This window comes from Pseudomonas sp. H3_A02 (genome assembly GCF_054671965.1).
In genome coordinates this window covers 5,082,764-5,104,408 of sequence record NZ_CP162807.1, presented here as the reverse complement: position 1 = coordinate 5,104,408, position 21,645 = coordinate 5,082,764, and the positions used below count along the sequence as shown (strand labels likewise).

Below are 21,645 nucleotides of genomic sequence, written 5' to 3'. Positions count from 1 at the left end.
CCACAGTGGGTTTTCGGTGTACATGAGTTTTGTTGCTGCAGAAGATCCCATGTGGGAGCGAGCTTGCTCGCGATAGCGGTGCTCAGCCACATGGATGCTGGATATGCCACCGCTCTTGCTTTGCTTTGCTTTGCTTTGCTTTGCTTTGCTTTGGATCTTGATCTGGACGCCCCGTTAAACCACGCTGGCCGAACGCAGGCATTGTGGAGTGGGCATCCCGGCATGGATGCCGGGATAGCCGCGCTGGGCCATGGATGGCCCTTCGCGGCGGGCCCACGGAGCAATGCCGGAGTGAGGGCATGCCGAGCCTAGGCGAGGCACCAAGTGGTGGGGCAAAAGCGTTTTGGTTACTTTTGCGCTCTTCAAAAGTGACCCGCCGTAAGGGCGGAACCCTAAGCAGCCGTTACCGCAGCAACGGATATACACACTACCATCCTGAAAAAGGCGAGCCCCATTACCTCAAACAGCCAGAATGGTCGCCACCAACGCCAGAGCCCGAGGCACCAGCGTATCCAGTTCCAGATACTCACGATCGGTATGGACCTTGCCACCCACCGGCCCAAGACCACACAGCGTCGGAATACCCAGGCTGGCAGTGAATCCAGAGTCGGCACAACCACCGGTGAACTCGCCCTCAACGCTGAAACCCAGTGCCAGGGCTTTTTGTTGGTAGAGGTGCAGCAGCCGTTCGCTGTGACAGGCCTCCATCGGCAGAAAGGTGGTCGCTTCCTTGACGATGGCGCGGGTGCCGATCAGTTCTTCTTCCGCGACGATGGCCAGGATCGCGGTAAGGATTTGATCCCAGTGCTTGAGTTCGATGAAGCGAACGTCCAGCCGGCCAGAGGCGCTAGGCGCGACGGTGTTGCTGGACGTGCCACCGGATATCAGGCCAACGTTAGTGGTGATGCCTGCCGCGTAATCGGTCAAGGCGTGGAGCTTGACGATCTTGCGTGCCAGGGCTTCGATGGCACTGGCGCCGTCGGCATGATTGACCCCGGCATGCGCCGCGCGGCCGCTGACTTCGATGATCAGCGTGGCGCCGCCTTTGCGTGCGCTGACCACATTGCCGCTGGCCCGGCCGGGTTCGGTATTGAGCACGGCACGCGCGCCACGGGCGGCTTTTTCGATATGGGTTCTGGCGCTGCCGGAGCCGATTTCTTCGTCACCGGTGTACAGGACCTGCACCGGATAGGGCAACTGACCGGCGCGCTTGAGTGCCTTGAGCGCGAAGCAATTGAGCACCAGGCCGCCTTTCATGTCGGCGACGCCGGGGCCATAGGCGAGGTTGCCATCGCAGCTGTAGCCGCGCGTCGTGGTAGTGCCTTTGGGGAACACCGTGTCGCGATGGCCCAGCAACAGCACTGGCTTTCCAGAGGCGCCTGGCACTTCGGCGAGCATCACGTCGCCAAAACCATCGACCGGCATGCGCTGGAGCAGAATGCCGTCGGCTTCCAGTTCTTCCGCGAGCAGCGCGCCCACCGCGTCGACGCCCGCCTTGTCATAGCTGTTGGAGTCGGTGTCAACGATACGCTGTAGCAGCGATTCCATGGCGTCGCGCTGGCCGGCAAGCCAGTCCAGCGCCTGTTGTGGCGTGGCGCTCATTGCGCCTGCTCCCGTAACTGATGTTCCTGAGTCAGGCGTGCCGCGTCGTTGCCCAGATCCCAGAATAGCCCGGCCATGATTTGCAGGCTTTCCTTGACCACCGGTGCCAGCAAGTGCTCGTTCGGCGCATGTTGTGAGCAGGCCGGGTACGAGTGCGGCACCCACAACGTTGGCAGGCCGAGCACGTCCGCGAACACGTCGTTGGGCAGCGAGCCCCCGAGGTTTGGCAGCAGCGCAGGTTTTTTGCCGGTGGTCTGTGTCAGGGAGTTGAGTGCCCAATTGACCCACGGGCTTTGCGGGTCCAGCCGAGTGGCATGCATCACATCGATGCGGCTTTGCTTGACCTCGACATTGCTGAAGCCATGGGCGTCCAGGTGGGCACGCACAGCCGGGATGAAGGTCCTGTAGTCACTGTTCACCACGAAGCGGATATGGCAATGGGCATTGGCCTTGCCGGGGATCGCATGCACGGGGGCGTCCGGGTTGCCGGTCTTGAAGGCGATGACGTCAAGGGTGTTCCAGCCGAACACCTTTTCGCTCAGCGAGAGCTGCGGGTTACCCCAGTTGGCGTCGATTTGCGGATCGCCCGGCCCGCCACCCACTTCAATATCGGCCAGAGCCTGGCGCACCGGCTCTGGCAATGTCTCGGGCTGCAGGCCTGCCACTTTCACCCGGCCGTGTTCATCGACCATGCTCGCGATGGCATTGGCCAGAATGATCCCGGGGTTGGCCAGCAACCCGCCCCAGTTGCCAGAGTGATGGGCGCCTTCGCGCAAATTGACCACCAGCTCGAAGTTGAACACCCCGCGTGAGCCGAGAAAAATCGTCGGTCGTGAGGCCGCCAGGCGCGGGCCGTCCGAGGCGATGAAAATATCCGCCGCGAGCGCTTCGCTGTGGGCGGTACAGAACGCGTTCAAGCCCGGCGAGCCTTCTTCTTCGCCCATTTCCAGCAGCAGTTTGACGTTAAAGCCCAGCTTGCCGTCGCGAGCCTTGAGCGTTTGCTCCAGCGCGGTCAGGTTGATCAGGTGCTGGCCTTTGTTATCCGCTGTGCCGCGGCCGTACCAGCGATCGCCTTCGACCGTGACTTGCCACGGTGATAGGCCTTCACGCCATTGGGCTTCATAGCCCCGCACCACATCACCGTGACCGTAGCTCAGTACCGTCGGCAGTTCGGGATGCTCGATGCGCGTGGCGATCATGAAGGGGCCACGCTCTGCCACCGGGTTGTCATAGATCTTGACGCTGAAGCCCATCGCCTCGACATGCGGGGTGATGAAGTCATTGAGGTAGCGATACAACTCGGGCTGGCTGTCCGTTGCCTGGCTTTCGGTGTGCAAGGCGACGCTGCGTTCGAGCAGATTGAAAAAGGCACCGTTGTCGAATTGCGCGGTGGTGTTGCTGATTGCCAATGAACGACTCATGAGTGGACAAGCTCCAGTGTTTGGGCAGGATTGTCGTGAAGGTGGCAACGCACGTTGCCGCCGATAATTGAATCATTGGCCGGGTAGGCCGTTTTGCACGGTGCGAAGCAGCTCGGGCAGCGCGGGTGAAAAGCGCAACCGGACGGCGGTGACATCGGATTGGGAAAGGTGCCGTGCAGGCCGATATCGGGAATGCCCAGACGCGGATCGGGCGTGAGCACCGAATCCAGCAAGGCGCGGGTATAAGGGTGGCCGGGTTCGGCGAACAACGATTCGCGCGTACGTTCTTCGACGATGCGCCCCAGGTACATCACCGCTACCCGGTCGGCGAGGTGTTCGATGACCGCGAGGTTGTGGCTGATCAGCAGATAGGTCAGGCCGAATTCGCGCTTGAGGTCTTGCAGCAGGTTGAGAATCTGCGCCTGCACCGACACGTCCAGCGCCGAGGTGGGTTCGTCGCAGATCAACACATCGGGTCGCATGATCAGCGCCCGTGCGATCGCGACCCGCTGGCGTTGTCCACCGGACAACTGACTCGGGTAGCTGTCGATGACCCGCTTGGGCAGGCCGACCACATCAAGCATCGCTTCGGTCTTCTTGCGCCGCTCGGCGGGGCTGCCGATGTCATGCACGATCAGCGGCAGGGTAATGATTTCGCGCAGCGTCTTGCGTGGGTTCAGCGAGGAATACGGGTCCTGGAATATCGGCTGAATGTGCCGGGACATCGCCTTGCGATCCGTCGCCGCCAGATGCTTGCCATTGACCAGCACATCGCCGCTGGTAGGCGGCAACAGACCGAGCAGTAGCTTTGCCAGGGTACTTTTTCCGCAACCGGACTCACCGACCAGACCGAGGGTCTCGCCACGCATCAGACGCAGGGAAACGCCATCCACGGCTTTCAGGATGGCGGCGGGTTTGAAAAAGCCTTGGTTGATCCGAAACTCGCGACGGATGTCACACAGCTCCAACGTGATTTCTTTTTTCATGACCTTGCGCGCTCCAGAAGGCGAATCGGTGCCGGGGCCGGTGCGGCGAACAGGCAGCGCGCCATGTGTCCGTCCTGCTCGACTTCGGGGATGTCTTGCGCGCAGGCCGGTATCGCTTGACCACAACGATTGCGGAACGCACACCCTTGCTGTTCGCCGACCAGGCTTGGCACCAGGCCTGGAATCGAACCCAGGGCCTCACCCGGTTTGGTCTGGCCAGGGATTGGAATACTGGCCAGCAGACCACGGGTGTACGGATGCTGCGGGTTCTCGAACAGTTGCAGGGCAGGGGCGGTCTCGACGATTTCCCCGGCATACATCACGGCGACCCGATCGGCGATTCGTGCCACCAGCCCCAGGTCGTGAGTGATGAAGATCACCGCCAGGCCGAGTTCCTTCTGAATGTCGCGAATCAAACGCAGGATCTGCGCTTGAATGGTTACGTCCAATGCGGTGGTGGGCTCATCGGCGATGATCAGGTCCGGTTCGCACATCAACGCCATGGCAATGATCACCCGCTGGCGCAAACCGCCAGACAGTTGATGCGGATACTGACGCAAGCGCTCGGTGGCATTGCTGATACCGACTTTCTCCAGCATCCGTCCGGCGTGAAGCAGGGCATCCTTGCGCGACACCTTGCGATGCCGGGTCAGCACTTCGCTGAGTTGATCGCCAATGCTGTAGGCCGGGTTCAGCGAGGTCATCGGTTCCTGGAAGATCATCGCCAGACGGTTGCCGCGCAGGTCGCACATGTGCCGTTCGCTCTGGCCGATCATGTCGATACCGTCCAGCATCAGCCGGGACGCCGTGCGTTTGGCTTTGCGTGGCAACAGGTCCATCAGCGCCAGCGACGTCAAGGATTTACCGCAGCCGGATTCGCCGACGATGCACAACATTTCACCGCGCTCGACTTCAAAGGTCAGGCCGCGCACTGCATGCAGCATGTCATCCGGCGTCGGGCTGTTGCCCATGGGGATATCCACGCGCAGGTTTTCTACATGGAGTAGTGCCATGTTCGGTACCTTCAATTAGTTACGGCCGTCGATCAGTTGCGGCCGTCGGGCAGGATCAGATCGCGCAGGCCATCGCCGACCAGGTTGATGCCCAGCACCAGAATCATCAGGGCGACGCCGGGAATGGCGATGACCCACGGGGAAAAGAACATGTAGGGTTTGCCTTCAGCGATCATCAAACCCCAGGACGGCGTCGGCGGCTGCACACCCACCCCGAGGAATGACAGGGCCGACTCCAGCAGGATCGCGTGGGCCATTTCCAGCGTCGCGACGACGATCAGCGCGCCGACCAGGTTGGGCAGGATTTCACTGACCAGAATGCGCAGGGTCGAGCAACCCAGCGCCTGGGCCGAGGCCACATATTCAGCATCGCGAATCTGTTGCACCGAAGCCCTGACCACCACCGCGAAGCGATCCCAGAGCAGGCAGCCGAGCAGCACGATCACCACTTTCAGCGAGCCGCCCATCAACGAGGCCGAGGCCAGCGCGACCATCACGACGGGCATCGCCAGCCGAGTGGTGATCAGGTAGCTGATGAACGCATCGACCTTGCCGCCGTAGTAACCCGCCAACAGCCCCATGACCGTGCCGATAAAGCCGGAAATAAGCGCCGCCGCGATGCCGATGAACAGTGAGATACGTGCGCCGTAGAGCAGTCGTGACAGGTAATCACGGCCCAGCTTGTCGGTTCCCAGCACGTATTCCCAGGTGCCGTTGGCCATCCATGCCGGCGGTTTCATACGCAGCATCACGTCCTGCGCATAAGGGTCATAAGGCGCCAGCCACGGGGCGAAGAGTGCGCCGGTGAAGATGATCAGCAACAACACCGTGCCGATGGCGAAACCACGATGACGAAAGCTCTTGCCAAGTACTCGGCTCAGGCTGCTGGGGGGGGCAGGTAGTCATTGATTGTGAGGGTCGTTGGGGTGCTCATGTAAACCTCCTAGCGCACGCGAATGCGCGGGTCGAGCAGTGCGTTGAGCACATCGGCCAGCAAGGTAAGGATGATGTAGATCACCGCAATCAGCAGGACCACGGCCTGTACGACTGGAAAGTCGTCACGGGCGATGGCGTCCCAGGCGAGTTGTCCGATGCCTTGCAGGGAGAACACGGTTTCGATCACCACCGAACCGCCGAGCATGAAGCCAAACTCCACCGCCGCCAGCGCGACGACCGGAATCAAGGCGTTGCGCAGTGCGTGCTTGAACAACACGCGGGCAGGGCGCAGGCCCTTGGCGCGGGCCGTGCGGATGTAATCGGAACTGAGCACATCAAGCATGCCTGCACGGGTCAGGCGCATGATTGCCGGCGTCGCGTAGTAGCCCAAGGCAATGGCCGGCATGACGAAGTGCAGCAGGGTTGAGTTGCCGGACACCGGCAGCCACTTGAGCGTCACCGCGAATACCACGATCAACATCAGCGCAAACCAGAAGCTGGGCATTGCCTGACCCAGTACCGCAATGCTCAAGGCCAGTCGGTCGACCCAGGTGTCGCGTTTGACTGCGGCCAGCACGCCCAGTGGGATCGCCACCAGCAAGGCGATGCCCAGCGCCAGGGCACCTAACCCGAGAGTAATTGGCAATCGGCTGGCGACAAGGTTGTAGACCGACTCCTGAAAGAAAAAAGAGTTGCCCAGGTCCAGCCGTAGCAAGTCGCCCAGCCAGTTGAAGTACTGGGTCGGTAGCGGTTTGTTCAAACCGTATTGCACGCGGATTTGTTCGATCTGTTCGCTGGTGGCTTCCGGTCCGCCAATGGCCGTGGCCAGGTCGCCGGACAGATGCAACAGAGAAAAGCTGATCACCGACACGGTAATGGCGACGCAAACAGCGATGCCCAGACGGCGCAAAAGGAATCCAAGCATGGCAAGTTTCCTCATATCCAATGGATGACAGGTGTGAGGACGTGTCCGTGGTGCGGGTGAGCCCGCAAGCCACGGCACCTCTCGATCAATCCGCTCGGTGGCGGATTACTTCCAGCTGGACTGAACGAAACGCGGCAGTTCATCCGGATAGGGCGTGAACGCCAATTCGGAGGTGTAGGCGTAGTTCATCGAGTAGTTGAACAGCGGCGCCCAGTACGCCTGTTCGCTGATGCGCTGCAACGCCTTGCGGTAGTTGTCCTTGCGCAATTGCGGGTCGAGGGCGTTGTCAGCGGTCTGCAACCAGCCCTGGACTTGTGGGTCTTTGATGTTGTCGTCCGGGTTGCCCTTGAACCAGGTGCCGGCCGACGCCGAGGTGTCGAGGATCGAGAACGAGCCCCAGGCCTGAAACGACATGGGCACCTTGCCGCCACGTTGTTGATCGCGCAGGGCCGCGTACTTCAGGTAGCGCAACTTGGCGTTGATGCCCACGGCACGCAGGTTGCCGATGATGGCTTCGACGTAATCACGGTCGCGATAAGCGAAGATTTCTGTCTCGAAGCCATTGGGGTAACCGGCTTCGGCGAGCAACGCCTTGGCCTTGGCCGGGTCGTAGTTGTAGACCGTGGCCGCGGAGGTGTCGCAGCCGAATTGGCCTGGATAACAGGCAACCTGCAAGGGCTTGGCTTCGCCCCCCACCAATTGCGTGGCGAGCGCATTGCGGTTGATCGCATGGTTGATGGCTTGACGCACCTTGAGGTGCTTCATCGGCGAGTTTTCAGTGGAGGTGCCTCGAGCATCAAGAATCAGGAAGCCGATGCGCATGGTTTCGCCGCTGGTCACGGTCAGGTTCGGCATACCTTTAAGGTCGACGGCCTGATCCGAGGTCACTCGCCAGGTCCAGTCGACACCCTCGGTCATCAACTCGGCCAGGCGGGTTTCCGCATCCGGAATCACCCGGAACTTGAGGTGACCGATATGGGGCTTGCCTTGTGGGCTGTCTGGAAAGTAGTCCTTGTTGATTTCCATGGTCACGCCTTCGCCAGCCACCACCGATACGGCTTTATACGGCCCGGTACCGATTGGCTTGCGGCTGAATTCGGCCAGGCCGACCTTCTCGAAGTACTGCTTGGGGTACATCGGAACGGCGTTGGACAGGTATTCCAGTGCCGGAGGGAAAGGTTTTTTCAGATGCAGGCGGACGCTGTAGTCACCGGTTTTTTCGGCGCTCTTGATCCAGTCTACGTTTTGCACGGTAACGACTTTCGCTTCGGGCGACACCACGTAGTTGAGGGTGAACACCACGTCGTCGGCGGTGAAGGCGTCGCCGTTGTGAAATTTGACGCCTTTGCGCAGCTCAAAGTCGAGGGTGGTGTCGTCGACCTGGGTCCAGCGGGTGGCCAACATGGGTTTGTATTCGCCGCTGTTGGGATCGCGATAGATCAGGTTGTCCCAGATCAGCCGGCCGAGAATCACCCCTTCGCGCAAATCGTTGTGATAGGGGCTGATGTTTTCAGGCTCGCTGTCGGAAGCGTAAACCAGGGTGTCGTTGGCTTTACCGGCATGCGCCGGAAAACTGCTGATGAGGCCTGTCAGCGCAATGCTGCAGGCGAAACCTTTGATGCCCATGCCGTCGTCTCCGTTGGCGAGAGTGGTTGAATCAAAGGGCAGCGAATCGCAAATGCGTAAAGGAGGGTGAGAAGCTCAGGTCATGTTTTTTTGGTCTAGACACGAATGTAGGGAAAGGCTATCAATGCCACAAGAATAATATTTCGATACTTGCGTTGCCGAAAAGGCAATTCCTGGGGGCGCCGATGCAGCTGTATGGTGTGCAGTCCACGGCACTGCGTTATTTTCTGGAAGTCGCGCGATGCGGATCGATCAGCGAAGCCTCGATGCGCCTGAATGTCGCAGCCTCAGCGGTGAGCCGACAAATTGCCAAGCTCGAGTTGGCTCTGGACGCCAGCCTGTTCGAGCGTCGTGCCCGAGGCATGGTGCTCAGCGAGGCGGGGGCGCGCCTGGCGGCCTATGCGCGCAAGTCGCAGCTTGAGGCCGAGCAGGTGGTGCTGGAGATTACCGAGCTGCATGGTTTGCAGCGGGGCCATGTGCACGTTGCCTGCTCGGAAGGGTTTGCACTGGAATACATGCCCAGGAGCATCAGCGCGTTTAGGCGTGAGTATCAGGGCATTCATTTCACGTTGGAGGTCTGCGCGCCGGCCGAAGCGACCGAGAAGGTGCGTTCCGGCGAAGCCGATCTGGCGATGACCTTCAGCCTGACGCCGCAAAGGGAAATCAAGGTCGAACATGTCCTGAGCGGGGCGATTTTTGCCGTGGTCGCCAATTCCCATCCCTTGGCCGGGCGTGAGGCGGTCAGCCTCGCTGAGCTGCAGCCCTGGCCCATTGCGTTACCCAAGGCCGACACCACGATACGGCAGCTATTCGACATCTGTTGCGGTGTCCAGGGGTTGTTGTTCGACCCGGTGTTGACCACCAATTACGTTGCGGCGCTCTATAGCTTCGTCCGCGAAGAAGGCGTTATCAGCCTGGCCAGCGAAATGACCTTGCAAAAGCAGGTGGCGGACAAGGTCCTGCAATGCGTGCCGATCCTTGACGAAGGCATGCAGGCACGCCGCATCGAACTGCAAAGCATGGCTGGCCGCAATTTACCGGCAGCGGTGTGTGCATTCAGGGATTTTCTGATTGCGGATCTGGCGAAAGCGAAGCGTTGAGTTCGGTGAATGTGTTTTCACTGTTTGAACATCAGCCGCTGCGCTGTATCTGTTCCAGTATCAGGCTGTCAGTGATGTTCATGTCGTCCAGCAACAGAAACATCTTGCTCAGCACCTCGGCCATTTTCCTGTCGGTGTCGGCGAACGGCAGGTAGAACGCCGTGACGTTGCTGCCTGCGGGCACGATGCACAGGTAGTTGCCGGGTTCGATATGGATGGCGGCGCTGCCCAGGTGAATACGGTAGTTCGCACGCTGGCCGCTAATGTGCAGAAAATGCCCTTCGCATCTGACGTTTTGCAACCCTAGCCCTTGGATCAACTCGCCGACCAGTTCGGCGCGGCGTTGCACGGTTTCGTGGCTGGTGCTGTAGTCGTCTGCGGCGTGGGCCACGGAGACGAGCAGGTCGGCGTCGCGCATGACTTCCGAGAACAGCAGCGATGGTACTTGCTCAAGGGGAAGGGCTTTCTGGTCGCGGTGGAACGCAATCGTGTCGAAGGTAAAGTGTTCCGTTTCCGAGAGGTAATGACCGGTATCCAGAAAGTTGAACTGGGCGTAAATGCCGTGCTCTTTGCTCTCGTAATAGATGTCCTCGACGCTTGAAGTCGACCAGTTGCGGACCTGCAGCAACCGGGCGGCGACTTTGCCTTTCAGGCGGTGGCCGGCAAATCGGTTGGACCACAGGCCGGTGTCTCGCTCGGCAGGGGTGAGCAGGTACAACTCGCGAAAGGCTTGTTTGAACGGCTGCACCCGGCGATGGGTCACCACGCTTTTTTGCCAGGCCGACAGTTGTCCTGCCGTGAACAGATGAAAAGGGTGAGCGATACGCAGGTTCTTTTCAACGACGTGTTGGCGGCCTTCAAGGTCAGTCACCGTCAGCGTTGCGGCATCGAGCCAGCCCAGCGCAGCGTCGTCGGCCTGCATGATCAGTTGTTCGAGCAGCAGACGAACCGCGGGCATTTTCAACAGCGGCTTCAGGTCGTCCAGCGCCAGGGTTTCGCCGCTGCTCATCATCGCTTCCAGGGTGCGGCAGAAGCGGGCGATCTGCTCCTTGAGCTGGGTCTGCTGCGTCTTGAGGGCGACGAAGTCTGCGTGCTTGCGAATTGCAGGCGGTGCGGTTTTGAGCGTCTTGCCGGCTTTGCAGATGTGCAATGTGGGCGACAAACCGTCGATGATGAGTGTGACGTCATAGCCATCGATGGAAGCGGCCGTCACGGCGGATTCGGCGATCTCCGATTCCATGGCCCATTCCAGGCGAATCGCCGAGGGGTAGCCGGCGACACGCGCGAGGTTTTCCAGGCCTGCCTGCACTGCTGCGTGGGAGTTGGCCTGTCGCTGAGCGCCGTATTTACGCACCTCTTTGTGCAGTTTCTTGAGCGTCAGGTAGCGCTGGCGTACGTCGTCCGGCCCCGTGACGGGCAGCAAGCCATAGATGCGTATGGCCGGCTGTGCATGGCGGGTCAACTTCTTTTCCAGCGCCGCTCGACCGATGCCCTGGTAGGCGTCGAGCAGTACACGCGTCTCGGGAAACGCCCAGTGCGAGGGTTCGAGCGCCGCGAGGTACTCGCGCAGGTGGCCTGGGTCGGCCTCGGCCAGCGCCTTGTCCAGCAGGTAGCGGTCCACCACGCCCACGGTTTCATCCAATGTATTGGGCAGGTCGGTGCCCCAGCCGGACCGAGGTGCCAGGGCAATGTTCAGGTATTCACGCTGGAAGGCTTGCAGATCACTCCAACCGAGCGCGTCGAGCACCACTCGGCTGGCTTGTCCGGCGTAGGGCAGGGCGGTGAGCAGGGTATTTCTTGAAAAGCCGGACAACGCCGCGAGCAGCTCTGCCGATTGGTGCTTGGGCAATTGCTGAAGCGATAGGAAGGGTTGGAGCACCGCAGCCGTGTAGCCGAAGCTGTCGAAGTCATCCGGTGTCATGCCCAGTCGTTCGATGACCGACAAGGCCTGCAACAACCAACGGGTGTGATACACCTCGACCGAGCGGAAGGTGTCAGCCAGCCTCTCGGCGTTATCGGGCAATCCAGCCAGGGCATCCTCGACGTAACGAACGGTGAAGTCCGCTAGTTCAGGGGGCACTGCAGCGGGTTCTTCAGTGGGGATGTCATCACTCTGGGACGGCTCATCATCGATGTCTTTCGGGGCCTCGTTGTTTGAATCGTCCTCGTCGAAATCTTCATCGGCGTACCGAGTCAGGTCCACATCATCGCTGTCCAGCCCGGCGGCGTCCGAATAGAACATCATGGCGCGGCCCCAGGTATTGGCCGCCCGGACGAAGCGCGGGTAATCGAGGCGGCCCGCTTCCAGCAGGCCCAGAGCGATGCGCTCGATTTCCTTGTGCACGTAGATGTACGCGTCGGCGATTTTCCTTTGTTCTTCATCAGCTGGGGAAGGGGGCTGCACGCGGTTCCAGCTGCCGTCCAGCAACCATTCGGCGAAAGTCTGCCAGGGCGGGGTGGGCGGATAATCGCTCAGGCGACTGATGCAGGCCTGAACGTCGGGGAAGGCCCAGGCCTGGTCCGGACTTCTTCGGTAATAGGCAGGGCCATCTTCATCAGTGGGCAATGGATAGTCACTGTCTTCGAAGGCAAATTGCAGCATGTGCTGCAGCCGCGCCCCGATCTGCTCCAGCGCGTAGGCATCCGGGTGCGCCGTGATCCACGCGTCGCAGAGTCGATATTGCAGGCCATAACGCTGTTGATCGCGGCGGTCCTCCAGATCGTCCCAAACGGTCGGGAACACAAAACCATCAGCCAGTGCCTTGGGCCCATCCTCTGGATGCTGCCTGACCCAATCATCGGCGATGCGCAGGACGTCGATGCCGTCCCAAAAATCGGGCTCGAATTCGTCATAGTGGCTGAGCTCGGGGTAGTCATCCAACGCTCTGTCACAGAATGCGCGCAGCGCAGCGAGGCGTGTGGCTTGTTCGGGCACAGGACGGCGTGATTGCATGAGGGTATCCGAGGAAGAGAGTGACGAGGATCAACCGCCGAGCAGCGGCACCAGGCGGATAAACGCGAGGGTGGAAGGAGGACTCAATTCGATTGTCTCATCGAGTCTTTGCAGCATTACCCCGTTGTGCAGAACGCGGAAGGCACGGGTTTCAAAACCCTTCAAGGCTCGCTCGACTTCAGTGCCGACATCCAGGTCGGGAGGTGCGCTGGCCTGAGGCATGACCACCGCGCCTTCATGGGCTTGCTGAAGAACATCCCGCTCGCTCAAGTATTGGCGGTCGAGCATTTCACGCAGCGCCGCTTGTTCCAGCCAGTGCTGGACCGACAGCGCGGCGATCTGTTCGGCAACGGTCTGGCGAATGAGCTCGGCGACCGTCAAGGTCAACGTAGTCGGGGTCAGGGTGACAGGGGGCAGCAAAGGCTCTTGGCGTGCGCCTTTCAGGCAATAGCTATGAACCACGAACTCCATGACGCATTCCTTGCAAGCCAGGCCAGCCGGGCGGATGGCGCCTTAGCATATCCCGGTGTGCAATAAACTTCACCGCGCAGCGTTCTCTTTTCACATTTACGTTATTCGCCGGTCAGCCTCCCACTGCCGAGCTGCCGGTGAACTTTTGTTGTCGGCGAAAAAAGCATAACGCTAAGGCTGGACTGTGCTCTTGGTGGAGACAATTTTGCCGTAACCTTCTACTGGCGGCGTCTCATCGACCACCCACATACGTTCGCTGCGACATTTGAACTTCACACCTTTGCGCGGCGCCATGACCCTGGCCGTTTCCATGCACATTGCCCTGGTAGCAAAGGTAGGCCCTGGTTTTCGTTCCTCGATACAGCCTTCGATGCCACTGCAGATCGTCATCACAACAAAATAAACAGTCATCATCTCGGTATGCTCCCTTGCGCGATGCGAGTGATTACATCCTGTAGTCCAGGTCGGCTGGCCTAAACGTTTAGCGGGAGGTTGCCTGCGGATGATGAGCTTGGATTTAAATCGCCAGCAATGGCACGTTGGTACCGTGTGTCGGGAAACCGTCACTGTATTAATATATTTTTATTTCATGGCTTTTTGTGCCAATAACTTGGCGTCATCCGAGTGCTGAGGGGAGGGTAAAACGGGGGGCCATGAGCCCCCGAGAACCCCTGTGGGAGCCGAGCTTGCTCGCGATAGCGTCGGCACATCCAACATCACTGCAAGCTGACCCACCGCCATCGCGAGCAAGCTCGCTCCCACAGGGGGACCGGGTCAGGCAGTGCAACCCATCGTGGCTTTTATTGCAGGGGGGTGTGGAATAGTGATGCCTGATCAGGCAGTCAGGCAGTCAGGCAGTCAGGCAGTCAGGCAGTCATTGCACGATTCGTTGCAACAATTTGCTCATGTGTGAACTGACTGCCAGAAGCCATGAACTTGGCCAGAAGTGCGTCCCGATTTTGAGGTGCCTTCGTTTTGTCAGCGGCACATAAGGCTGATTTTAGCTCCGGCAACGTGAGTTCGGTGCAGTACGCAGGTGTACCAGGTTGCTGGCGCCATGAGCCCTCAAGGCTACCAGCGGCGAGCGCGGTGAAACCGGTATCCTCGACAAGATCCTGCGCGATTGCCTCGGCATTGGCGTCATCCCCAGCTACAGGTAAGGCGATGCGCGTTGAAGACACGGTGGGTTGGCCTTTGTCGGCAAGCGTCGCTGCGAGGACGGCGTTCCATGCCTTGATGATCGGGCGGCCAATCTGCTCGCTTACCCAGACACTCTCGGGCTTGCCGTCATCTACTTCCTTGATTGCCCCGTCACGTGCTGGATAGTAATTGGATGTGTCAATGACGACGACTTTCTCGGGAACATGACTCAACGTCTCCTTGAGATCAGGGTATTTCGCGAAGGGGATCGAGAGAATAACAACGTCCACCTCGGACACCGCCTCTTCCTTGGTCACCGGCTGTACACCGATTTCGTTGGCAAGGTTCTGGAGGCTCTGAGGGCCCTTCGAGTTTGCCAGTTTAACTTCATGGCCGTGTGCAGCGAGCTTACGGGCCAGGGTAGCCCCGATGTTGCCTGCACCGATAATTCCGATTTTCATTTCAAAGACCTCCTCGCCTATCAACAACTATTCAGTCACGCGTTCGAGTCACAACGCCAAGCAGTTCCAGCCTCTTCAAAAACGGCGTGATGGTGCCGGTGCCCATGCAAAGCGTTGTGCCGAGATCCGGTTAGCCTCATTCTGCAGGTGCTTTGTATCCGGCCAGCATGTTCAGTATCTCATCATGGTCACCGTTCGCTTCAGCAAGCCGCAATGGCTTGGCACGTTCGACGACAAGTTCCCGTGGGGTCGGGGTGATCTCAAGCAGTTCGAAGATTTCATTCAAGAACTCGTCCAAAGGCATGGCGTGTTCGTCATTTTCCTGCCCAAGCAACGTGGTGCGCACACCCGGTGGCGCAAGCTCGATTACCTCGACTGACGAGTCTTCCAACTGCACGCGAAGACTTTGAGTGAATGAATGAACGGCTGCTTTGGTTGCGCTGTAGGTCGGTGTCGCAGGCAGTGGGACGAATGCCAGAGCCGAACTGACATTGATGATCGTTGCACTAGGCTGCTTGATCAGTTGGGGCGTGAAGGCATACACCATGCGAATCGTGCCAAGCAGGTTTGTTGTCACGATATCTTCGGCTGTGCTCAGGTATTGGGAATCGGTCAGATCCTCCCAATGCATGATGCCAGCGTTGTTTATCAGAACGTTCAGATTCGGGTGACTGATCGCAAGCGCTTCGCAGCTGCGCTGGATGGATTGTGGATCGGCGACGTCCAGCAATACCGATTCAATACCTGGATGTTGCGACACGATCTTGTCGAGCAGAGCCTTGCGACGTCCCGCGATGATGACGTTGTTTCCCGCCTTGTGAAGCCTGAGTGCCAGGCCGAGGCCTATGCCTGAAGTACTGCCGGTAACCAGGATCGTGTTGCCAGTGCTGTTCATAGTAAACTCCGGTAAGGGTACGTAAGCGGACAGATGTCCACTTGCTAAAAAATTACCGGACAACTGTCCGCTTTGCAATGCAGCGAAGGAAAAAACTTTGCCCAGGAATGACGAGTTGGCGATGCGTTCTGACGCCAAGAAAAACCGAGAACGAATTCTGAAGGTCGCAGTGGCAGAGCTGACACTCGATCCTGCGGTCCCGCTGAGCGCGATTGCGAAGAAAGCCGGCGTGGGGCAGGGCACGTTTTATCGCCATTTCGCTAACAGAGAGGAACTGGTATTCGAGGTCTACCAATTCGAAATGCAGCAAGTGGCCTCGTTGGCGGAACAACTGCTCGCCACAAAACCCCCTAAGGAGGCTCTGCGAGAATGGATGGACTGCCTCGTTGAATACGCAATGACAAAGTCCGGACTTGCGACCGCGATACGGCAGGCAGCCTCTACTTACGAGTTCCCGGGGAAGTCGGGATACGCGCCCGTCCAGGCGGCAGCCGAGTCGCTTTTGAGGGCGAATGAAAAGGCTGGAACGATTCGTAGCGGGGTTACCCACGACGACTTTTTTCTAGCCACTGCCGGAATATGGCAAATAGATTCCCAGAGCGAATGGCGCCCACGTCTTGCCAGATTGATGGACTTGGTCATGGATGGCCTATGTGCTGGCAGTCCAGAAAGCCTGAAGGAGAGAAACCCGTAGCATTAAGTTAGCGGTCGGCGAACAGCTTGCCTGCAACGGCAGAGGCAAAGGCGCTAGCATGAGGGTTTACTCATAGAAGGGAACATCATGCGAAACCTTCCTCCTTCTTCAAGCCTGCGAGCCTTCGAAGCCGCCACGCGGCACGCCACGTTCACTGCGGCGGCAGAGGAGTTGCACGTCACACAGAGCGCGGTAAGCCACCAGCTCAAGCACCTGGAACAGCTCTGGGGATTGCAGCTGTTTCATCGTGGTAACTCTTTGCACCTGACCTCGGCAGGGGCAGCGCTTGCGCCCATCGTGCGTGAGTTCTTCATGAAGCTCGAGGCCACCTTGGCCGATTTACGCGAGCAAAACGGGCGGCAGCGGCTGAGCGTCAGCACGACCTATTCTTTCGCCTTGAAGTGGCTGCTGCCTCGGCTTCCTGATCTGGCGCAAGCGCATCCGCAAATCCTGCTCACCCTGGACAGCACCGATAGCCCCATTAACTTCTCGACGACAGACCCGGACGTGGCTATTCGCCTGGGCAACGGGCATTTCCCGTCGCTGTTTTCAGAGTTTCTGTTCCGCGAGCAGATTTTTCCGGTCGCCAGCCCTGCGTTGCTTGCGCGCTTTGGCACGCCGCAAACGGCCGCCGAATTGCTGCGCTATCCACTGCTTACCCGTGATGGCGCAGCGCGGGTGCCGAAATGGGAACAGTGGTTTGCCCAAGTGGGCGTTGAGGTTACGACCTTGAAGGAAAGCATTCGCTACGCAGACACCAATATGACCATTGAGGCGGCGTTGTTGGGGCAAGGTATCGCGCTGGCGCGCAGCGGGCATGTCGAAGCCGAGCTCAATGACGGCCGTCTTCAAAGGCTGTTCGAACTGCCGTTCGCATCGCCTCTGGCGTATTACTTCGTGTGCCCCACAGGGATCGAGACTCAGCCTCATATCGCCAGCTTCCGTCGTTGGCTGGGGACCCAGGCGGTCGACACTCAGCAAACTTATGCATGAGGTTTTCATCATGCTGGGATGAAGATACTTTGCTTTTATAGCGCTAGTGGGTCGGCCTAGGATGATGCATGCCCTTACACATCATCTGCCTCGTCTTGTTCGCCGCGCTGCTGCACGCCAGTTGGAACGCCATGCTGCGCGGGGGCACCGACCGTTTGTGGTCCATGACCATCATGTGCATGGCGATCGCCCTGGCGAGCGTCATCGTGGCCGCGCTGCTGGCGCCGCCCGCCCGTGCAAGCTGGTTCTGCGTTGGGCTCTCCGCGGTATTGCACGTGGGTTACAACCTGTTCCTGGTGCGCAGTTACAAGTCTGGAGACCTGGGCCAGACTTACCCCATCGCCCGCGGTGTATCTCCGATCCTGATTGTCCTGGCCGCTTCGCTGTTCGCCGGTGAGCGGATGGCGCCGAATGGACTGCTGGGGATTGCGTTGGTGTCGACCGGAATCATCTCGCTGGCTTATACCGGGCGCCGGCGGACGTTGCCTGACTTGCCCTACGCACTGGGAACCGGTTGTTTCATTGCCGCTTACAGCGTGGTTGATGGCATCGGCGTTCGTCTGTCCGGAGCGCCAATGGCCTACACCGCCTGGATGTGCCTGTTGTGGGGCGTGATGATGCCCCTGGTTTATATCGGACTGCGCGATGCCAAAAGCCTCTTTGCCCTGCGGCCAGGTATCGCCGTGGCCTCTGCTGGCGGGCTGGTTTCATTGCTGGCCTACGGCGTCGTGATCTATGCCATGGCCCAGGCACCGATGGGGGCGGTGTCCGCCCTGCGAGAAACCAGCGTCATGTTCGCCGCTTTGATCGGGTACGCGTTTCTTGGCGAAGCATTGACCTTACGCAAGCTGTTGGCCTGCGCCGTCATTGCACTCGGTACGTGGGTGATCGGCTGACGTTGTTTTTTCATCTGGCTGTGAGGATTGACCATGAATGACCGTTCACAAAAGCCCGTGATCCTGATCACCGGAGGCGGGCGCGGGATCGGCGCGGCGACTGCCCTGCTGGCCGCCGAGCAAGGTTACAACGTCCTGCTGACCTACATCGCCAATGAGGCGTCGGCGTTGGCGGTGGCCGCGCAAATCGAGGCCAAGGGAAGCCGTGCCTTGGCGGTACGTGCCGATAACGCCGACCCGGCACAGGTCGCCGAACTCTTCGCCACCCTGGACCTGCGCTTCGGGCGAATCGATGTGCTGGTCAACAATGCTTCGATATTGGCACGTCAATCGCGCTTGGAGGATCTGGGCTTCGAGCGCATGCAGCGAATCTTTGCAGTCAACACCTTGGGCCCGATGCTCTGCGCGCAACACGCTACTCGGCGCATGGCCTATCGTTATGGCGGGCGTGGCGGTGCCGTCATCAATATCTCCTCGGCGTCAGCCCGCCTCGGTAGCCCGAATGAATACGTGGACTACGCAGCGTCCAAAGGGGCGGTTGAAACGTTCACGACGGGTTATGCCAAGGAAGTGGCCCGGGAAGGTATTCGTGTCAACTGCGTTCGACCCGGGCATATCTATACCGAGATGCATGCGAGTGGGGGCGAGCCGGGAAGAGTCGAGCGGATGAAGGATACGATTCCTATGGGGCGCGGTGGCCAGCCGGAGGAGGTGGCGCGGGCCATTCTCTGGTTGGCGGGGTCGCAGGCTTCGTTTGTGACGGGCACCTTCCTGGATGTGACCGGAGGGAAGTAGAGCGGCTGTCAAGTTCGTCTTTTGCCGCTGTCCCACGACCGGTCATGCCGTGTTCGAAGTGGCATGACCGGGGCGCTTTGCGGCTTATTTTTGCGCCAGCAATGCCTTTCTTGCCGCCTTTTCGTTTTTCATGGCGGCGATTTCCCGCTCGCAGGCCTCGACATCGAACGAGTTGTCCCACTTGGCAATGGCGATGGTGCCGATGCCGTTACCGATCAAGTTGGTCACCGCCCGCGCTTCGTTCAGGAAGCGGTCAATGCCCAAGAGCAGAACCAGGCCTACCAGGGGAATGGAGTGGATGGTTGTCAGCGTGGCAGCCAGCGTTACGAACCCCGCACCCGCCACGCCAGCCGAGCCTTTTGAGGTCAGCAGGAATACGCCCAGCAGAATCATCTGATCCATAAAGGTCAGTGGCGTATTGGTCGCCTGGGCGATAAAGATGGCGGCCATAGTGAGATAGATGCAGGTGCCGTCCGCATTGAAGGTGTACCCCGTTGGCAACACCATGCCCACGACCGATTTTTTACAGCCAAGCTTTTCAAGCTTCACCATCATTCGCGGCAGCACGGCTTCGGTTGAGCAAGTGCCAAGGGTGATGAGAATTTCATCCTTGAAATAACGAAGAAATTGCATCAGCGGCAGGCCCGACCATCGAGCAACCGTGCCCAGCACAACGACGATGAAAAACAAGGTCGTGATGTAGAGCGCGACCAGCAACTGGCCGAGCGACAGCAAGGTACCAATCCCGTATTTGCCGATCGTGAACGCCATGCCGGCACCGGCACCAAGCGGCGCCAAGCGCATGACCATGGCAACGATCTTGAACAGGCCTTGCAGGAACAGATCGAGGGTATTGATCAGCGGCTTGCTGGTTTCGCCCATTTGAACCAGGGCAACGCCCATCAATACCGAAAGCAGGATGACCTGGAGCATGACGCCATTGGAGAATGCGCCGATGAAGGTTTGCGGGATGATATTGAGAAAGAATTCAATGGCGCCGCCTTGTTCACTGGCAGCTTGGCTGTACTTGCTAATGGCACTCCCATTGAGCGTGCTAGCGTTGATGTTCATACCGACACCAGGCTTCACGACATTGACCACAATAAGGCCGACGACCAGGGCGATGGTTGAAAGAATCTCGAAGTAGATCAGCGCTTTTACGCCAATCCGTCCGACTTCTTTGATGCTGCCCATCTTGGCGATACCGACAACGACCGTACCGAAAATAATGGGCGCCAACAGCATTTTGATCAGTTTGATGAAGCCATCGGCAAAGGGTTGGAGCTTGGCGCCGATATCAGGCACGAAGTAACCGATCGCTGCGCCGATCACGATGCCGATCAGCACTTGCACATACAGCTGGCCATACCAGCGGGACTTGGAAATTTCCACGGAAGCACCTCATTTTATTGTTGTGGTGGGCATGTGGCTTGGCGTCAGAGGGTGACGCCTGAGTCTGCGGCCTCTTTCAAAGAGACCGCAGATCGAAGGGGTCAGCCTTCGCCCAACTCACGCATGACTGCGTACAAAGCGGACTTGGCTTCGAAGCCAACACCTGGAATATCCGGCAGGCCGACATAGCCATTTTCGACGCGGATGCCGTCAGCGAAGCCGCCAAAAGGCTGGAACACATCGGGGTACGATTCGTTGCCGCCCAGATGCAGGCCGGCTGCGATGTTCAGGGACATCTGGTGGCCACCGTGCGGAACCACGCGGCGGGAGGACCAACCCATCTCTTCCATTACCTTCAGGGTGCGCATGTACTCCACGAGTCCGTAGGACAGCGCGCAGTCGAACTGAAGGTAGTCGCGATCAGGGCGCATGCCGCCGTGGCGCAAAAGGTTGCGGGCGTCCTGGTGGGAGAACAGGTTTTCACCGGTAGCCATCGGCAGTTCGTAGTGATTGGCGAGCTCGGCCTGGAGTGCGTAGTCCAGCGGATCACCGACCTCTTCGTACCAGAAGAGGTTGTACTTTTTGATGGCCTCAGCGTACGCAATACCGGTCTGGAGATCGAAACGACCATTGGCATCGACCGCCAATCGACGACCGTCTCCAACCACTTCAAGTACCGCTTCGATGCGACGGATATCTTCGTCCAGCGGCACCGCACCGATCTTCATTTTGACGACGTCGTAACCACGATCCAGATAGCTCTGCATTTCTGCCTTGAGCTTGGTCTGGTCTTTGCCAGGGTAGTAGTAGCCGCCCGCTGCATAGACCCAGACCTTGTCATCGGCCACGCCGTTGCGGTAGCGGTCGGCCAGCAGGCGATACAGCGGTTTGCCTTCGATCTTGGCGACGGCATCCCATACAGCCATGTCGATGGTGCCCACAGCAACCGAGCGCTCGCCATGGCCGCCCGGCTTTTCGTTGGTCATCAAGGTTTTCCAGATGGCGAACGGATCCAGGTTGTTGTTGGCATGGTCGACGAGGGTGTCTGGATCTGCTTCCGTAATGCGCGCCAGGAAACGATCACGCATCAAGGCGCCCTGGCCATAGCGACCATTGGAGTTGAAACCGTAGCCGATGACAGGCTTTCCGTCGCGAATCACATCCGTGATGACAGCGACAACCGAGCAGGTCATTTTCGAAAAATCGATGTAGGCGTTAGCGATTGGGGAGGCAATGGAAACAGTTTTTTCACGGATGTCTACGATGCGCATGATGGGGTCCTCTTGTTGTTTGTAGCCCCACGTTATGCTTTGCGATGTCACCCGCCCAATGCTATTAATGCCGCA

General features: G+C 59.2%; 18 protein-coding genes and 1 pseudogene. 5 read left to right on the top strand and 14 right to left on the bottom strand.

What is annotated here, in order from left to right; all coding sequences use genetic code 11:
• Window positions 1-459: 459 nt before the first annotated feature.
• From AB4N80_RS22360 to AB4N80_RS22330, 7 genes and pseudogenes are all read right to left on the bottom strand, one after another.
• On the bottom strand, window positions 460-1,602 hold the full coding sequence (locus AB4N80_RS22360; RefSeq protein WP_460078870.1) for a M20 family metallopeptidase: 1,143 nt from the start codon (window positions 1,600-1,602) through the stop codon (window positions 460-462).
• Window positions 1,599-3,023: a M20 family metallopeptidase gene (locus AB4N80_RS22355; RefSeq protein ID WP_460078868.1), complete on the bottom strand. Its 1,425-nt coding sequence runs from the start codon at window positions 3,021-3,023 to the stop codon at window positions 1,599-1,601. The genes AB4N80_RS22360 and AB4N80_RS22355 overlap by 4 nt, the downstream gene beginning before the upstream one ends.
• On the bottom strand, window positions 3,020-4,009 hold the full coding sequence (locus AB4N80_RS22350) for an ABC transporter ATP-binding protein (RefSeq protein WP_122568320.1): 990 nt from the start codon (window positions 4,007-4,009) through the stop codon (window positions 3,020-3,022). The genes AB4N80_RS22355 and AB4N80_RS22350 overlap by 4 nt, the downstream gene beginning before the upstream one ends.
• Window positions 4,006-5,022 (bottom strand): ABC transporter ATP-binding protein, encoded by a 1,017-nt coding sequence (locus AB4N80_RS22345; RefSeq protein WP_122568321.1) that lies wholly within the window; start codon window positions 5,020-5,022, stop codon window positions 4,006-4,008. Before AB4N80_RS22345 ends, AB4N80_RS22350 begins: the two co-directional genes overlap by 4 nt.
• Before the next feature lie 32 nt (window positions 5,023-5,054).
• Window positions 5,055-5,956, bottom strand: a pseudogene (locus AB4N80_RS22340) (ABC transporter permease).
• Between the two features lie 9 nt (window positions 5,957-5,965).
• The gene (locus tag AB4N80_RS22335; RefSeq protein WP_122568323.1) at window positions 5,966-6,883 is read right to left on the bottom strand and encodes an ABC transporter permease; all 918 of its coding nucleotides are present in this window, start codon (window positions 6,881-6,883) and stop codon (window positions 5,966-5,968) included.
• 105 nt (window positions 6,884-6,988) lie between these two features.
• Window positions 6,989-8,509, bottom strand: a complete 1,521-nt coding sequence (locus AB4N80_RS22330) for an ABC transporter substrate-binding protein (RefSeq protein ID WP_122568324.1) — start codon at window positions 8,507-8,509, stop codon at window positions 6,989-6,991.
• A 185-nt stretch (window positions 8,510-8,694) separates the two neighbouring features.
• On the opposite strand from AB4N80_RS22330, the gene AB4N80_RS22325 reads away from it, so the two are divergent.
• Window positions 8,695-9,609, top strand: a complete 915-nt coding sequence (locus AB4N80_RS22325) for a LysR substrate-binding domain-containing protein (protein WP_122568325.1) — start codon at window positions 8,695-8,697, stop codon at window positions 9,607-9,609.
• Window positions 9,610-9,640: 31 nt separating this feature from the next.
• On the opposite strand, the gene AB4N80_RS22320 is transcribed toward AB4N80_RS22325, so the two are convergent.
• From AB4N80_RS22320 to AB4N80_RS22300, 5 genes are all read right to left on the bottom strand, one after another.
• Window positions 9,641-12,562, bottom strand: a complete 2,922-nt coding sequence (locus AB4N80_RS22320; protein WP_460078862.1) for a DUF4132 domain-containing protein — start codon at window positions 12,560-12,562, stop codon at window positions 9,641-9,643.
• 30 nt (window positions 12,563-12,592) lie between these two features.
• Complete coding sequence (locus AB4N80_RS22315) at window positions 12,593-13,033, bottom strand: hypothetical protein (protein WP_122568327.1); 441 nt, start codon at window positions 13,031-13,033, stop codon at window positions 12,593-12,595.
• Window positions 13,034-13,204: 171 nt separating this feature from the next.
• A complete protein-coding gene (locus AB4N80_RS22310) occupies window positions 13,205-13,447 on the bottom strand; it encodes a hypothetical protein (protein ID WP_122568328.1) in 243 nt (80 codons plus the stop codon).
• Between the two features lie 452 nt (window positions 13,448-13,899).
• Complete coding sequence (locus tag AB4N80_RS22305; protein WP_240998517.1) at window positions 13,900-14,634, bottom strand: NADPH-dependent F420 reductase; 735 nt, start codon at window positions 14,632-14,634, stop codon at window positions 13,900-13,902.
• A gap of 136 nt (window positions 14,635-14,770) precedes the next feature.
• Window positions 14,771-15,529 (bottom strand): SDR family oxidoreductase, encoded by a 759-nt coding sequence (locus AB4N80_RS22300; RefSeq protein WP_122568329.1) that lies wholly within the window; start codon window positions 15,527-15,529, stop codon window positions 14,771-14,773.
• A gap of 121 nt (window positions 15,530-15,650) precedes the next feature.
• On the opposite strand from AB4N80_RS22300, the gene AB4N80_RS22295 reads away from it, so the two are divergent.
• The 4 genes from AB4N80_RS22295 (at window position 15,651) to AB4N80_RS22280 (ending at window position 18,907) form a co-directional block, all read left to right on the top strand.
• Entirely contained in the window at window positions 15,651-16,223 is a 573-nt protein-coding gene (locus tag AB4N80_RS22295; protein WP_122568426.1) for a TetR/AcrR family transcriptional regulator, read from the top strand.
• Window positions 16,224-16,310: 87 nt separating this feature from the next.
• Window positions 16,311-17,216, top strand: a complete 906-nt coding sequence (gcvA, locus tag AB4N80_RS22290) for a transcriptional regulator GcvA (RefSeq protein ID WP_122568330.1) — start codon at window positions 16,311-16,313, stop codon at window positions 17,214-17,216.
• Between the two features lie 68 nt (window positions 17,217-17,284).
• Window positions 17,285-18,112 carry an EamA family transporter gene (locus tag AB4N80_RS22285; RefSeq protein WP_460078857.1) on the top strand — a complete coding sequence of 276 codons (828 nt, stop codon included), beginning with the start codon at window positions 17,285-17,287 and terminating at the stop codon, window positions 18,110-18,112.
• Window positions 18,113-18,145: 33 nt separating this feature from the next.
• Window positions 18,146-18,907: an SDR family oxidoreductase gene (locus AB4N80_RS22280; protein WP_460078854.1), complete on the top strand. Its 762-nt coding sequence runs from the start codon at window positions 18,146-18,148 to the stop codon at window positions 18,905-18,907.
• A gap of 84 nt (window positions 18,908-18,991) precedes the next feature.
• Here AB4N80_RS22280 and dctA read toward each other — a convergent pair whose 3' ends face one another.
• Both dctA and AB4N80_RS22270 read right to left on the bottom strand, forming a co-directional pair.
• Window positions 18,992-20,299 (bottom strand): C4-dicarboxylate transporter DctA, encoded by a 1,308-nt coding sequence (gene dctA / locus AB4N80_RS22275; RefSeq protein ID WP_122568333.1) that lies wholly within the window; start codon window positions 20,297-20,299, stop codon window positions 18,992-18,994.
• A 101-nt stretch (window positions 20,300-20,400) separates the two neighbouring features.
• A complete protein-coding gene (locus AB4N80_RS22270) occupies window positions 20,401-21,570 on the bottom strand; it encodes a mandelate racemase/muconate lactonizing enzyme family protein (protein WP_122568334.1) in 1,170 nt (389 codons plus the stop codon).
• Window positions 21,571-21,645 lie beyond the last annotated feature (75 nt).